Genomic DNA, 13,963 nt, shown 5'->3' with positions numbered 1-13,963 from the left:
TTACTGGTTAAACATAGATTCAGGGTGCACGACGGTTGAGCGGTAACCAGGTTCATGTTTGGTTAGCGTTTTCACTTTGATTTCTACTTTGACTTCATTGGTCTTTGGATCCACTTCTGTAATCCAATGCTCAGGCGCTTTGTCAGCTTCTAGCAGACCAGCAGAAGCTGATGCCATAAACATGGTGTTATGATCAGGTTGGAATTCAGTAATTGAGGTAATTGGGCTATACCACTCGTATCCGCGATCTTTGCCATATTCCCAAGTTTGCTGCACTGTCATCTTGTCCATATCAACTTTATATTCAACGCCACGTGAGTATTTCATTGTTGGTAATGCCGGCTGTTCTAGAGAGCGTCCGTCACCATTGTCAAACACTGTTACAGTGCCACGTTCAGCAACAGGCCATGCGGTATGTTGTGTCCAAGTCCAGTCAAAATCGCCTTCACAGTCCTTAGCGTCGCACTTTAACTTTTTGCCTTTGCTATCTACTGGCACCAGCACTTTATCTGCTAGATCCCCTTCCCAGCCGATAGGTGTACCTAAGATCCATTTAACTTCATTATCTCGACCAATTTTAATCACCGCTGATTGGTGGCGAGCACTGATAATGATGCTGTCATCTTCTGCGTCATAACCAATTGAGTTGATGTGTAGCCAGTTACGACCTGTATCAATACCTGCTACATCTCCATAAGGCTCGTTAGCTAATTCCTCAGCTGTCATTGTTTTACCAGCAGAATCGATATCCACGTTTAGACAGACTGCGCCCATATCGAGTGAACTCAGTACATCGTCACGTAAAGGATCAAGGATCTTATTAAAGTCCCAGACCTTAACTACATCGCCGTTGGTATTGACCTCGATGACGTGATCTCGAATGGTATCAACCTTAGTTCCGTCTGGTGTGATGTAATCTTTCTTACCCACTCGAAGTAACAGGTTGCCATTTGGCATTTCTGTTACTTCATGAGAGAAGCCAATATAGCCACGAGGTAGTTCGCGTTTGAAAATAGGCATACCGATAAAATCGTACTTGGCGTAGTAAGGTGAAAGGAAACCATCATGTTGGTTAAACATTAATCCCTGACCAAAAATGAGTTTGCCATCTCTAGTTTGCTTGAATGACATGGATCCACCAGGGCGGTCATAAATCACGTCAGCGCTCAGGTGCCAGCGTACATCACCATTGGTATCAATAATGTTTTGGGTTGGCTTCCAATCCCATTTGTCACGTAGGTTGGGGGTAATGACTTGACCGTCAACTAGGTAAAATCTATCTTCGAATCCTTTTGCAACTTTAACTGGCTCATATTCATATTGGGTTCTATCTTGGCCATCGATATGTTGATGTGGGATGTCATTAGTACGGATCTTATAAGTCTCTTTGACTTTTTTTCCATCAAGCTTATAAGACAGCTCTACTTCATTTAAGTGATCTGGATATAGACCAAATACAGGAATGCCGTTGTGGGTATTTAGTTGCGTTGTACTAACAGGGTAATCGATATCAATTCCCTTCTTGCCTTTGCCTTTTACGGTGACTTTAGCGTTTGAAATTGTTTTACCGCCTAAATCAATGACAGCAACCAATGGACTGAAGTCATAAGGGTCGACATAAACAAAGCCTAATTGTCCTTGTGCAACAGCTGAAGAAGATGTTCCTGGTAAATCACCTGCAGCATTAGCCGATAATGAAATTGTGGTACAGGTTAATACTGATGCTGCAAAAAAAGCAGACATTATTTTATTAAGTTTCATAATTAATCTCTTTGTTAGAATTTATATTGAACTGAGTAAAAAAATGCATCGTGATAGCCTTTTTTACCTAAATTGTTTTCTGCGTATCGATAGCTAATAGCGGTTGACCAATTATTATTAATTATCCAGTTAGCACGCAGTTGCCCATTAAAGCCCACATCCTCCATATCTCCTGCTAATGCAAGGTAATGTTCGTTACGACCAAAATAGAATTCCTGCCACCAGACAAATTTAAAATCTTGATTAAATATATTTAAATCTTGGCTGATATTTAAATATGCGTATCCACCGTTAAATCCTTGCTCATCAAAGCTAGAGTCAAATGCTTTATATGTAGCATTTACAATATGTGCAGCTAACGCTAGTTGAACGTAAGTATCGTCATAAGATTTATCCCAGCTGAAACCGAGTAAAGTATTGGTTTCTCCCCAGACAGGCATAGATTTATCAAAGACTTGGCCATACAAGTTAAAGTCAGTATCACCAAGGTTTATCTGCCCAACTAGATTAATCTCAGTACCAAATAAATCAGTATCATCTATATTTTCAAGTGATACATGGGCATAAATATCACCAAAATCAGTGCCATACGCACCTATCATTTTAACGTAAGGGTTATCGTTTTTTGCTTCACCAAAGTAATCTGATGCACTATTTCTCCAATCCATCAATCCGGCTTCTACAGATAACATTGCGGCATTTGAAGTAAGGGGAATACAGACTGATAAAGCTGCGATTCCTGATAATATTTTTTTATTCATAACTCACCTCTACTGAAAGTGATTAGGATGTTACGAATCTGAATAAGTTGATAACTAGATGGTGCTCACAAAAAAAAATTGGGAACTATTTATATTGTCGAATTATTGATTGCAGGCTTAAAAAATAATAAATTATTTTTTTTAGAGACAGGATTCACATAAAAATGGAAAGTAAGACTTCAGAGCATATTTTAAATGTTTCAGAGAAACTTATTTCTAGGGATGGTGTTGTTGGATTTAAATTTTGTTCTATAGCTAAAGAGGCTGGAATATCTACGACTAGTTTATATAAGTTATTTAGTAATAAAGAAGATATATTAGTAGCTTTATCTAGTAAAAGCTTTTCTAATACGAAGAACAAGAAATGGTGGCTAGATTTAGAGGTTGATGCATTAACAAAAGTGGTTGCGTATTATATCTTTGAGCTGGAACTTGTGAGGAACTTGCCTTTCTATTCTTCGATGTCAACGCTAACAAGTAATCCGCTTATTTGTGGGCGCTCTGTGCATCCGCATATAAGCGAACTGAACAAACATGCCTATGGATTTTGGCAAACACCGATTGCTTTATTAAAACAGTCAAGAGAGCAAGGGCGTTGCCAGTTAAGTGATGAAGCCATTGCTAGATTGTGCGCATTACTCTCAGTCATCATTCGGGGGCAGGAAGTTGTTTCATGTGCCGAGGTGGGTAAAAACTGTAGTGAAGAGGCAAATTTAACTACCGATTGGATCATTGAGTTTTGTTTTATGCAGTCAGGGTTTGAGCATCATTTGATTGCTGATTGTATACGTCAGGCTCAGGAGTTGATCGTAAAGCAAGGACTTAGATCGCAATGCATTGTGAGTGAATAGGGCATCAGGTATTTACCTAGACACCCTATTGCAAGTATTTACTTAATCAATATTTGTTCTAGCTCATTAGCATAGCTGAAGTAATAGTTTCTATTTGGCGCATTGTACTCTCGCGCCGCCAATGCTCTTAGACTACTAATTTGCGCTAGGATTACCTGTTGTGAATCGATCTCGGGCAAATAACTTAGGTGGCTTGCAAGTTCTAGCGCCCATTGAAATTCTTGCGTAGAAACCGCCAGTTGTAACTGGTTGAGTAATTGTTGGCTACCACCCGCCAGTACAGCCATTTTTTTAGCTAATTCTAGGTTTGATAACGGATTAAGGTTTTTAGGGTTGCCGTCAAACCAGCCAAGCATGCCTGAGTATATGGCTCGTGATGCATGGCTGGCTGTGCCGTAAAACTCAGTTAAGTATGGTTTGTCATGTAAATGACTTGGCAATTTAATACTTTGGCCAATACTGATGGGATCGAGCCCGTTATTCATACCAGCAATAGTTTGTTCGAAAACAGATTGGATCGCCTCGCTATAATCTTTTAGGGCGGCAGTTGCTTGTTTTTTACCAATGATAGGTGAAGTGTGGCCGCCAACTATAGCTGTTGGCTCAAATGCTGCCATTTTCGTGACAGATTTAGCCCATACTCGAACATCACGGTAAGGGGTACCACGTATTGCATAAAGGTTAGGAAATGCTTGGTAGAAGTTATCACCACTAAAAAGTACTTGTTCCTTGGGAAGCCATATAAACATGGTGTCATTAGTCTCTCCTGCAGCACGGTAAATCTCAATATCAACGCCAGAAATTTGGGTTTTATAGCGGTCATCAACTCTTATATTTGGTGGAATAAAGCCCTTACCTCGGTCGTGGTCTATCGTTTTTGCTTGGGCTACGCCACGATTGCTTTGCTCATGCGTAGGAAGGGTGCGACCAAATTGACGCATTTCTCTTTTTTTCATGATGTTGTCTAGTGTGGTATCGGTACCATGATGATTATTCATCCCGGATGGGCCGATAATTGTGACATTTTGACCTTGAGTAAACGCGGAAGTCCCACCAACATGATCACCATGACTGTGAGTGTAAATTATCGCTTTAACTGGTTTTTTTGAGTATTTTCGAAAATCGGTAAGCGCATTTTTTGCGCTAGATGGACCCATTAAGGTGTCAATGATAATAACGCCATCGTCGCCAACAATCATAGAGGTTGTCGCACCGTGATAGCCCACAGCGGTATATACATTAGGGGAGACTTGTACAATGCGCTGTTTAAAATGTTGTGCTTGTTTCTGTAGCATTTGCTCCGCTTTATCTGGAGCGACGAGGGTGGTTGCTGAGAGTGAATTGCTACAAGCAAGCGCACATAAAGATAGGGTTAAAATTAACTTTTTCATAGGAGCCTTATTAAATAATCGTTATGGCTAGATGCTATGAAAATTCGATAATTAAGAGCAGGTATAAAGTGATTGTAAAATGGTAAATCTTGTCACTCTCGATGGCGAAATTGCTTTGGTGTGACTCCTGTGTGCTTTTTGAAAAACTTGCAGAAGTTAGTGGTTTCATCAAAGCCGAGTCGATCCGATATCTGATTAATATTCAGCTTTTCAGTAACGAGTAAGCGCTTAGCTTCCAATATTATTTGGTTGTCGATAGTTCGTTTCAGTGTGTAACCACTTACTTTGACACAAATGCCGTTTAATTTGGTAAAGCTCATTGCCATTAACCGACAATAATCAATGCCGTGGCGGCTAGAGACCATGTTAGCCTGAATCAAGGCCTGTAATTGTTGATACTGATGCAGTATTAGGGGGGATTCCGTCGCGCAGCGCTGTCCTTGAGTTGCAATAAGTAACAAGTTAGCGAGTGCTAACTCTTGGCTAAGCAGTGGTAGCCGGTTGAGTTGTTGCTGTTTGAGTAATTCTATACAGCGGGTTAATACTAATGCACTTTCTGGCTGTGGCCGTAATATAGGTTGCTGGCGAAATAGCTTAAGGCTGTCGTCAGGCAGCAGAGTTCGTATTTTGTGGTAAATATTTCGCGTAAATATAATCATTTCACCAGATAAGGGCTGAGAAAAGTCATAGGCGTGAACTTGTCCTGCAGCGATATAAATCAGTTCACCTGCTTTATAGCTGAAGGAGTCAAAGTCTATATGGTGCACGCCTGCTGAGCGACAGCGGAGTAAGCAGTGAAATTCGACTCGATGAAACGAATCGGGTTTTGGTTTGTAATTATCACGCTGTTGATAAAACTTAGCTAAGGACAGGATCTCTATCGGTTGACGATCGTTTCTAAAGCCGACTAAGGGAATATTCATATTGTTTCTTATTAGCTTATCACTATCCGTTCTTATTAAACCCTAAAGCTGCGCACAATATAATAAAAATGGCCATGAAATATCATGGCCATTTGAAAGGTTAAAGGGATCTTATTTTTTAATGAGTGAACGCAACCAGCCAAATGTTTGTGGTGCTAAGCAGACCATAAATACGGTATAAGCGATCATGCAGTAATGTGCCATGTTCATACCGAGTAATGTCCAATCGTCCTCACCACAACCGCCTGTTGGGGCAAACTCGAATGGTAGCCATTCATCAAGAGGTAAATTAAGTGGGAAGCGTGGGTCAGTAGAGCACGCTGAACCTGCTGCATCACCTGCCGCCGCAAAGAAGTCCATCGATTCATCAACAACCATATGTGCCGCATCGTGGATCTTCATTAATTCATAGGACCACATCCAACCTTGGATCACCGCATACCAAGCCAGCAATAAACCTAAGAACTTGAGTATGTTGTTTTTCGGGTCGATCAAGATGATCAAACCGGCAATGACGATACAACACTGGCTGAAGCGAATGTAAACACAGAGCTCACAAGGATCCATTGCCAGAAATAGCTGGAAGTAGAGGATTGCAGATAGAATAAGGAATGCTGCGGCTCCCACCATAACGACCCAAATCGGTCGCTGATTCTGCATGGTCATCAAGTTGTCGGCCGGAGCAGCCTTAAACTGATTCCAATAGTCTTTAATTGACATGATTATTCCTTACTTAGCCGACAGTTCTGCAATCAGCTCTTTCAACATATCCATAGAGCGGATTGATTTAGTGTTAATCAGGTATTTACCGTTAACAGTAATTGCAGGAACCCCTTGGATTTTCGCGACTTCAACACCTTGGTCCCACTTGGTCATTAGCTGTTTTACTTTTGGATCTTGAGCATATTTGTCAAACTCAGCACGACTCATGCCTAAGGTGTCTAACGTAAAGGCGATAGTCGAGTCTGCATCTTTAAACTTCACTTTTTTAACGTGGTATTGGTCGTAGTATTTGTCTTTTAATTGCTTGAATACTTTGTCGCCTTTGATCTCTTTGGCGATAGCGAGAGCAGTGGACTTTTCAACGCCAAAAGGTGGCTTACTGGTGATGTGGAATTGATCTAATGTGCTGCCTGCAGGTAGCAGCTTCTCATTTGGAATACCGGCTTTTTCATATTTGTAGCAGAAAGGGCAGTTAATCGAGTAGATCTTTACCACTTGGTTTGGCGCATTGAACTGTGCAGCTTCTGGTAATATTTGGTATTCAACCCCTTCAGTAGCGGCATTAGCGCCAAAAGATAGGAATAGGGTTGCAGCGATGGCGATGAGAGACTTTTTCATTGGATTCTCCAAAAATATAGTAGTTTTAAAATGATGATTAAAAATTATTTTTACTGGAATTAGATCAGTTATTGTTTTTTTGATGACGCATTCTATTTATAAAAACTGATTTAAAATCGTGATTAAGATCTCACTTTATTTTTACTATTAACTTTCCTTTTCGATACTTTTAACTTGGTTGTGTTTATTTTGCCGATTTTAAAAATTCAAATTGATGCTATTTAAAATTTAAAAGTCATAGTATTTTATTTTTTACGTTGTGTTTTATTAATTGAATATCGGTATTTATGTTTTTTTGATTCGACCGTTATTTCATGTTTTATGTTTTGTTGTGATGAAAGATTTTAGTTTCTAAATTAATAGTGTGACTTTATTCTCAATTAATTTTGTTTTGGTTGTTTATTGTTTTTTCGTTCCCGTTAATTAATTTAATAAATAGAAAATATATTTGGAGATGCGATGAAACGTCATATTTTAGCTGCTGCGGTAATGGCTGCATTATTTCAATCAACAGTTGCTTTTGATTCAGAGGCTGCCGGTTTTAAACCTGCACCTGCGGCTGGTCAATTAGGAGCTATTCTAGTTAACCCATATGGTAATTCACCATTAACAGCAGTATTGGATTTAGGCAGTAAGCGTCCAACTGATGTATCAGTAACCGTGCATGGCAAGGGTAAGAAGGGCGTTGATATTAACTACCCTGTAGGGCAGCAAACCATTAATACCCATGACGGTATCCCACTATTTGGTCTATATGCTGACCATAACAACCAAGTGACAGTCAAATACAAGCTAGACGGTAAAAAGGTCAAAGAAGATTATAAAGTACTAACTGGCCCTATCACCAATGAATATATGGATAACAGAAACGTGACTGTTATGCAGGAGGTTCAGGTGAAGCAGGTGGCTAAAGGCTTTGAAAACCGTCTCTATTTAGTTAACAGCCATACATATAACCAGCAAGGTTCTGATCTACATTGGTCAGGTCAAAAGAGTAAAGATGCTGGTATTTTTGAATCGACTCCTGCAATGGGCTCTATTACTTTTGATAACGCGCCTATGACTTATGTTGTCGATACTAATGGTGATATTCGCTGGTGGCTTGATCAAGACGCGGTTTACGATGGTGTCGGCATTGATGCGAACAAACGTGGCTACTTGATGGGCTTACATGACAATGGCGAAGGTCGTATTACTTTCGTTCAGGGTCAGCAATACGGTACGTTTGATTTACTCGGTAACTTTGAGCAGCGCCGTCTGCCGCGTGGTTATATCGACGCTTCCCATGAACACAACATCATGCCAAATGGCCACTCTTTAGTGCGTGCAGCTAAAGCTAACTACAAAAACCCACAAGGCGATATCGTGCATACGGTACGCGATCATATTCTACAAATTGATCAGCAAGGCAACCTAGTTGATGTATGGAACTTGAATGAAATTATGGATCCATATCGTGATGCATTACTTGAAGCGTTAGATATGGGCGCGGTTTGTTTGAACGTCGATATTGACCAAATGGGCCAAACTGCAGAAATGGAAATCAATGCGCCATACGGTGATATTCCTGGCATCGCGGCAGGACGTAACTGGGCGCATATCAACTCTATCGAATACGATCCAAAAGATGACTCTATTATTCTGTCGTTCCGTCACCAAGGTGTAGCAAAAGTGACGCGAGACAAGGAAGTTAAATGGATTTTAGCCCCATCAGAAGGCTGGAACAAAGAGCTTTCTAAGAAGTTACTTAAGCCAGTCGATAAAAATGGTAAGCCTATCAACTGTACTGAGAAAGGTGTTTGTGAAGGCGATTTCGATTTCACCTACACCCAGCATACTGCATGGCTAAATAACACTACTGGCAACTTAACAGTGCTAGATAATGGTGATGGTCGTGCTCATGAGCAGCCAGCTTTACCAACCATGAAATACACTCGTTTCGTTGAATACAAAATTGACGATAAGAACATGACTGTGCAGCAGACATGGGAATACGGTAAAGACCGTGGCTATGACTGGTATAGCCCGATCACATCAAACGTAGAGTATATGGAAGATAAGAACACCATGTTTGGTTTTGGTGGTTCGGTTCATCTCTATACGCCTGGTGAGCGCACCATTGGTCGAATTAATGAAATTGGTTATGACGATAAGAAAGTGAAGATTGAGATTGACGTATTGTCAGACAAGCCAAATTCACCTCATTACCGCGCAATCATTGTTAATCCTACTAGCCAATTTGGTCAGTAAAGAAATAACCAATCGGGCCCTATGGGCCCGCTATTTTTTTAGGGGAAAATAATGAAAATTTCAACGCCAATTGCCGCTGTAGTATTAAGTCTATCCGGGGTATCAGCTGCCAATGCAGAAGTACTATTTCAGCAAAATAATATTATTGTCGGTTATGAATACTTACTCGATGCCGAAGATAAAAACCCAAATCTCTATGATCAGGCTCATCTAATTCTAGGCCATACCACAATTGCCGACTGGGGAAGTGCGACAGGCTGGTTAAGGTTTGAAAACCCACTAGACAGCGCTGAAAACCAGCAAGGAAAAGATGCAGGCGCAACCACTAAAGCTTGGTTGAAGCTGGATTATAACCTTGGTGATTCACCATTTAATATTTGGGGACAATCATTCACTTGCGCCAATAAACCTTGGATGGAGCAAAATTTTTATTTAGGTGGTTCTTACGATGTCTCCCTAGGAAAACTAAAGGGAACGATAGGTTTAGGTATGCAGTATGCCTATGGCACTTTTTCGCCTACGGGTAAGTCCTTTAATGGTGCATCAGGAGGCGCTACTACTATTATGCTTGGCTACCCTTTGACATCTGAATGGTTCGCTAAGGCTTATTACGAAGCGCAGTTTGATAGAAGTGATGAACATCGTGAAGTATTTGGCTTTGACTCATATGGTCATCAAGCAATTATAGGTATCGACTATCGTTTTAACTCTCAGTTCTTTGTTAGTACGTTATATAAGCACCGCAAAAGCTGGGGGGGCGCGTTGAACGGTGGTGGTGAATTACTCTTTGAAGCAGGTTATAACTTTTAAGGGAAATGGGATGCGGAACAGGTGGTTACTTTATCTCTGTATCCCAGTTTTTTAATATGTGTGAACAACTTATGAGATACAGCTAACGAAGGTGTTTTGCTGGTTCGCTAACGATTAATATCTAAACATGTCAATATGTTCTCAAGGAAGTTAGATGAATAGCAATGAAAGCGTAAAGGATCTATCTATCGCTCACTTACAGTTAATTGTGAGTCTTATAAAGCATGGTAATGCTTGTGTTGCTTCTGATGAACTGGGTATGAGCCAGTCGACGATAAGCTACCACTTGCGACGACTACGCGGCATATTTTCAGATGAGATGTTTATCAGAACGGGTAAAGGGTTGAAACCTACTGAACGATGTTTGCAAGTCGGACATTTTGCTCAAGATATTATTAATCGTGTCGAAGAAGAACTCATTCACGGTAATGATTTTTCACCGTCTCAAATCGAGCGCGAACTTTCATTGGTTGCCGACGATACTGCCTGTGGTTGGTTTGGCAAGTTATTCACAGATCTACAAAAAACTTTGCCCAAGGTAGCGCTGTGCGCAAGGCCTTGGTACCTAAACGCAATGAAGGATTTAGATAAAGGGGCAGTTCATTTTGGTATTCATATTATGCAAAATGGTACTAAAGGAATTTATGATGTTGAAGTCGTCCCTTGTTACAGATTATGCGTAGTTAGAGAGGGGCATCCTCTGAGTAAACAGGGACAAATAACCTTAGAAGATCTCGCTATGTATCCGGTAATTTTAAATGATCTTGCTGGATGGAATAACAATGGTAATTCGCTTATTGAGCGAGTGTTGAAACAGCATGGTCTTGAGCCTAATTTTGTTGGTAGACTCGGTTATGTCAGTAGTATTTTTAGTGCGTTGCATAATAGCAATGCTATTACTTACACTTCGGCAGTTTCCTTACCTAAAGATCTCTCTGGCTTGACCCTTTTGAAAGGTCCACCGCAAATAGATGAAATAGAGTGTAATTATCGTTTGTATATTAGTAAGACGCGCTATGGTTCTCAAGAAACAAATTATTTGATTGAATTCATTTTTAAGTCATTTTTCGATTATGTAAATAGTCAGTACGAAAGGGATGATGTAATTTCAATAATTGGTAATGTAGTTGTTTGTAATAAAGCAATTTGTGAAAGTGTGTAATAAGTGGAACGTTATAGTTTTAATTATATGCAGCATGTTTATTATTAAAAACGCATTATTAATGCTATATATTTAATGGCAATAATTACTGTTAATTAAAGTTCTATTTTTATAAACTCGAGTGTTTTAACTAAGCGTAATGATAACCTTGTTTTCTCTCTGTGTTTGTTTGACGTAAATTCAACTAGGATTAGGGAAATTACTTTTCTACTTAGACACATAATGAAGGAATATTCTAATGATTGAACAAGGCCAAAAATTACCTGCTGGCACACTTTCTGAACTAACCAACGACGGCATGCTTAACCATGATATAACTGAGCTCTTTGCAGATAAAAAAGTCGTGTTATTTGCAGTGCCAGGCGCATTTACCCCCACTTGCTCTGAAGCGCATCTGCCTGGCTTTATTGTATTTGCTGATCAACTTAAAGCTAAGGGAGTTGACTTAATCGCTTGTGTTTCGGTTAACGACGCATTTGTGATGAAAGCTTGGGGCGATACCCAAAATGCAGCTGAGCTGATGATGCTTGCGGATGGTGATGCTAGTTTCACTCAAGCGCTAGGCTTGGAAATGGATACAGCAGGCTTTGGCGGCGTGCGTTCACAACGCTATGCCATGGTGGTTGATAACGGTGTTGTTACAACGCTAAATGTTGAAGCGCCAAAATCGTTTGAAGTCAGTACTGCTGAAGCTATTTTAGCCACACTTTAAATGCTAGCTAGTTCCATGGAGCCTTATGGCTCCTTTTTAGGCTATTAAGCCATCCTAATACCTAAACTCACTTCAATACTCTCAACGCTTTGCTGCACTTCATTGGCTATGACTTCGCTCTGCTCTGATGAAGCCTGTGCATGATTTTTAAGGCTTTGCATGGCAACGACAAAGTCATCTAAGTGTGACACTTGCTCTAGCGTACTATTAGCGCCTTGCTGGGCTGTAGTCGCCATGGCACTTGCTTGAGTTTGTACACTTTGGGCTACTTGCCATAAGCTTTGCGCGCGGCTTCTTTGTGCCTGCGTTGCTTCCTCAATCCCATTGACTCTAGCGTCAAGCTCGCTATTGGCTTGGGTAAGCTGATTAAGGATCTCCATTATTTCTTTAAGTGAAAGCTGTGTACGTTGAGAAAGGTTGCGAACTTCCTCTGCAACAACCGCAAATCCTCTACCTTGCTCACCAGCTCTGGCTGCCTCAATTGCTGCATTGAGTGCGAGTAGATTTGTTTGCTCGGCAATGTTGCCAATTACATCGATAATTCGCGAAACATCTGAAACAGAGGTCGTCAGGCTGGCAAGCGACTGATGACAGTGCTTTACGGCTGCTTGTGTTTCTGTTGTAGCATCGAGTACCGCTTGTGATTCTTGCTGACTTTGCTGCATTTGCAGCATAGTTTGTTGTGCACTTTGCTGTACCTGTTCAGTGGTTTGACTAACATCTTTAGCTAATTGCCGAATATGCTCAGTTTGATTTTGTGCGGTTAACACAATACTTTGGGTTTGCTCGGTGCTGGCGGAGATGTGACAGATCCGGTCAACTAATTGCGAGAGGGATTGCGATACTTGGGTGATCTGTTGCCGTTGCTGTTCATCTTCTTGTTCAAAGCGATGCAATAATTGATTGAAGTGACCAGCAATCTCTCCTGTTTCGCAACGGCGTTGAATCGCTAAGCGTTCACGGCTATTTGATTCGCTTAGCTTAGAAAAAGCGTTATTTAAATGCTTTAACGGATTAATGACTCGGCGTTGTTGTAATATGAAATAGCCAATAGCAAACAGGATAAGGATCGAGACCATAGTGTAGATCGCGAGCATGAGTTCCTGCTTTAACAGCTGGTTTTGTTTATCTTGTTGGGCACCAAGGTCGAGTAATAAGTTTTCGATAATTGCAACATCTTCAATCAATGCTTGCTGGGTACGCTGGTTTTCAATCAATAATGTGTGCGTGTTGGCGACCTCTTTATTGTATCGATTAGTTAAGCTTAGCAACTCGTTACGGTAATTTTCACCTACCTCGATCTGCTCTGCTTCATCGTCGCCCAATGCAAATTCATCGGCCTCTATAGTCTGATAAATGCCTAACAAGACTAAAGAATCAAGCTCATTATGCCATATTTCTAGTTCACTAATCAGGCTAGCTAATATCGATTTTAAACGCTGCTCTTTATCAATTAAGTAGTTCGATGTGACTTGCGATAATTCATAAATAATAGGCGGTAGGCGAGTTGTTAATGCAATATATTTATCGGCAAGTTGTAGGTGTGTTGCCTGTCCTTGAAAGGCATAGTCAGCTAAGCGTCGATTATTATCTATCATTTCTGATTCAGCATGGGCTAAGAGCTGACGCGGGTTACCGGCGAGTTTTCCTGCTGCTCGGTATTCATTGTCTAGTGCTTGGATAAATTGGTGAAGTGTGGCTTGTAGCTTTTTAGTGTTAACGCCAGTTTGCTGGCTGATTTGGCTTTGAATTGCGATTAAGTTGAGCTTTGCCTGTTCAAGCTGACCAGCATTTCCTGTGGATAAATAGCCGTCGAGATCGCGTCTGATTTTGACGAGGAATTTAGTTTGGATCTTTTGTAATTCAGAGGTTTGTTGTTCGCTAAACTGACGTTCTTCGCTGCTCCAAAATACCACGCCAGCCAGCAAGGCTGCGATAATTAATAGAATCGCCGAGGCAGATAGAGACAAAGTTGAGATTTTCATATTCTACGCCAATCTT

The 13,963-nt window shown here is 40.7% G+C and carries 12 protein-coding genes; 5 read left to right on the top strand and 7 right to left on the bottom strand.

All coding sequences use genetic code 11. The features are described from left to right. Positions 1 to 1,761 (bottom strand): aryl-sulfate sulfotransferase, encoded by a 1,761-nt coding sequence (locus L2747_RS14970; protein ID WP_248999818.1) that lies wholly within the window; start codon positions 1,759 to 1,761, stop codon positions 1 to 3. A gap of 14 nt (positions 1,762 to 1,775) precedes the next feature. Next, a complete protein-coding gene (locus L2747_RS14965) occupies positions 1,776 to 2,522 on the bottom strand; it encodes an outer membrane protein OmpK (RefSeq protein ID WP_248999817.1) in 747 nt (248 codons plus the stop codon). 164 nt (positions 2,523 to 2,686) lie between these two features. Here L2747_RS14965 and L2747_RS14960 point away from each other — a divergent pair, with 164 nt between their 5' ends. Beyond that, entirely contained in the window at positions 2,687 to 3,373 is a 687-nt protein-coding gene (locus L2747_RS14960; protein ID WP_248999816.1) for a TetR/AcrR family transcriptional regulator, read from the top strand. Positions 3,374 to 3,411: 38 nt separating this feature from the next. Here L2747_RS14960 and L2747_RS14955 read toward each other — a convergent pair whose 3' ends face one another. The 4 genes from L2747_RS14955 to L2747_RS14940 all read right to left on the bottom strand — a co-directional run bounded on the left by L2747_RS14955 (position 3,412) and on the right by L2747_RS14940 (position 7,028). Continuing rightward, positions 3,412 to 4,764, bottom strand: a complete 1,353-nt coding sequence (locus L2747_RS14955) for an alkyl/aryl-sulfatase (RefSeq protein ID WP_248999815.1) — start codon at positions 4,762 to 4,764, stop codon at positions 3,412 to 3,414. Positions 4,765 to 4,856: 92 nt separating this feature from the next. Beyond that, positions 4,857 to 5,687: a helix-turn-helix domain-containing protein gene (locus L2747_RS14950; RefSeq protein WP_248999814.1), complete on the bottom strand. Its 831-nt coding sequence runs from the start codon at positions 5,685 to 5,687 to the stop codon at positions 4,857 to 4,859. 111 nt (positions 5,688 to 5,798) lie between these two features. Next, positions 5,799 to 6,407: a disulfide bond formation protein B gene (locus tag L2747_RS14945; RefSeq protein ID WP_248999813.1), complete on the bottom strand. Its 609-nt coding sequence runs from the start codon at positions 6,405 to 6,407 to the stop codon at positions 5,799 to 5,801. A gap of 9 nt (positions 6,408 to 6,416) precedes the next feature. Then, entirely contained in the window at positions 6,417 to 7,028 is a 612-nt protein-coding gene (locus tag L2747_RS14940; protein WP_248999812.1) for a thiol:disulfide interchange protein DsbA/DsbL, read from the bottom strand. Positions 7,029 to 7,487: 459 nt separating this feature from the next. On the opposite strand from L2747_RS14940, the gene L2747_RS14935 reads away from it, so the two are divergent. The 4 genes from L2747_RS14935 (at position 7,488) to L2747_RS14920 (ending at position 11,962) form a co-directional block, all read left to right on the top strand. Further along, positions 7,488 to 9,278, top strand: a complete 1,791-nt coding sequence (locus L2747_RS14935; RefSeq protein ID WP_248999811.1) for an aryl-sulfate sulfotransferase — start codon at positions 7,488 to 7,490, stop codon at positions 9,276 to 9,278. Between the two features lie 51 nt (positions 9,279 to 9,329). Continuing rightward, the gene (locus tag L2747_RS14930; RefSeq protein ID WP_248999810.1) at positions 9,330 to 10,088 is read left to right on the top strand and encodes an outer membrane protein OmpK; all 759 of its coding nucleotides are present in this window, start codon (positions 9,330 to 9,332) and stop codon (positions 10,086 to 10,088) included. Between the two features lie 154 nt (positions 10,089 to 10,242). Further along, a complete protein-coding gene (locus L2747_RS14925) occupies positions 10,243 to 11,250 on the top strand; it encodes a LysR family transcriptional regulator (protein ID WP_248999809.1) in 1,008 nt (335 codons plus the stop codon). A gap of 238 nt (positions 11,251 to 11,488) precedes the next feature. Then, positions 11,489 to 11,962, top strand: a complete 474-nt coding sequence (locus L2747_RS14920; protein ID WP_248999808.1) for a peroxiredoxin — start codon at positions 11,489 to 11,491, stop codon at positions 11,960 to 11,962. Positions 11,963 to 12,006: 44 nt separating this feature from the next. On the opposite strand, the gene L2747_RS14915 is transcribed toward L2747_RS14920, so the two are convergent. Beyond that, positions 12,007 to 13,947 (bottom strand): methyl-accepting chemotaxis protein, encoded by a 1,941-nt coding sequence (locus tag L2747_RS14915; RefSeq protein ID WP_248999807.1) that lies wholly within the window; start codon positions 13,945 to 13,947, stop codon positions 12,007 to 12,009. Positions 13,948 to 13,963 lie beyond the last annotated feature (16 nt).

The sequence above is a fragment of the Shewanella marinintestina genome (genome assembly GCF_023283845.1).
GTDB lineage: Bacteria > Pseudomonadota > Gammaproteobacteria > Enterobacterales > Shewanellaceae > Shewanella > Shewanella marinintestina.
The sequence above is the reverse complement of the archived record's forward strand: the minus strand, read 5'-3'. Positions and strand labels throughout refer to the sequence as shown.

Excerpts from the sequence above, each read along its gene's own strand:
- L2747_RS14970 (WP_248999818.1), bottom strand. The coding sequence starts at position 1,761 with ATGAAACTTAATAAAATAATGTCTGCTTTTTTTGCAGCATCAGTATTA.
- L2747_RS14965 (WP_248999817.1), bottom strand. The coding sequence starts at position 2,522 with ATGAATAAAAAAATATTATCAGGAATCGCAGCTTTATCAGTCTGTATT.
- L2747_RS14960 (WP_248999816.1), top strand. The coding sequence starts at position 2,687 with ATGGAAAGTAAGACTTCAGAGCATATTTTAAATGTTTCAGAGAAACTT.
- L2747_RS14955 (WP_248999815.1), bottom strand. The coding sequence starts at position 4,764 with ATGAAAAAGTTAATTTTAACCCTATCTTTATGTGCGCTTGCTTGTAGC.
- L2747_RS14950 (WP_248999814.1), bottom strand. The coding sequence starts at position 5,687 with ATGAATATTCCCTTAGTCGGCTTTAGAAACGATCGTCAACCGATAGAG.
- L2747_RS14945 (WP_248999813.1), bottom strand. The coding sequence starts at position 6,407 with ATGTCAATTAAAGACTATTGGAATCAGTTTAAGGCTGCTCCGGCCGAC.
- L2747_RS14940 (WP_248999812.1), bottom strand. The coding sequence starts at position 7,028 with ATGAAAAAGTCTCTCATCGCCATCGCTGCAACCCTATTCCTATCTTTT.
- L2747_RS14935 (WP_248999811.1), top strand. The coding sequence starts at position 7,488 with ATGAAACGTCATATTTTAGCTGCTGCGGTAATGGCTGCATTATTTCAA.
- L2747_RS14930 (WP_248999810.1), top strand. The coding sequence starts at position 9,330 with ATGAAAATTTCAACGCCAATTGCCGCTGTAGTATTAAGTCTATCCGGG.
- L2747_RS14925 (WP_248999809.1), top strand. The coding sequence starts at position 10,243 with ATGAATAGCAATGAAAGCGTAAAGGATCTATCTATCGCTCACTTACAG.
- L2747_RS14920 (WP_248999808.1), top strand. The coding sequence starts at position 11,489 with ATGATTGAACAAGGCCAAAAATTACCTGCTGGCACACTTTCTGAACTA.
- L2747_RS14915 (WP_248999807.1), bottom strand. The coding sequence starts at position 13,947 with ATGAAAATCTCAACTTTGTCTCTATCTGCCTCGGCGATTCTATTAATT.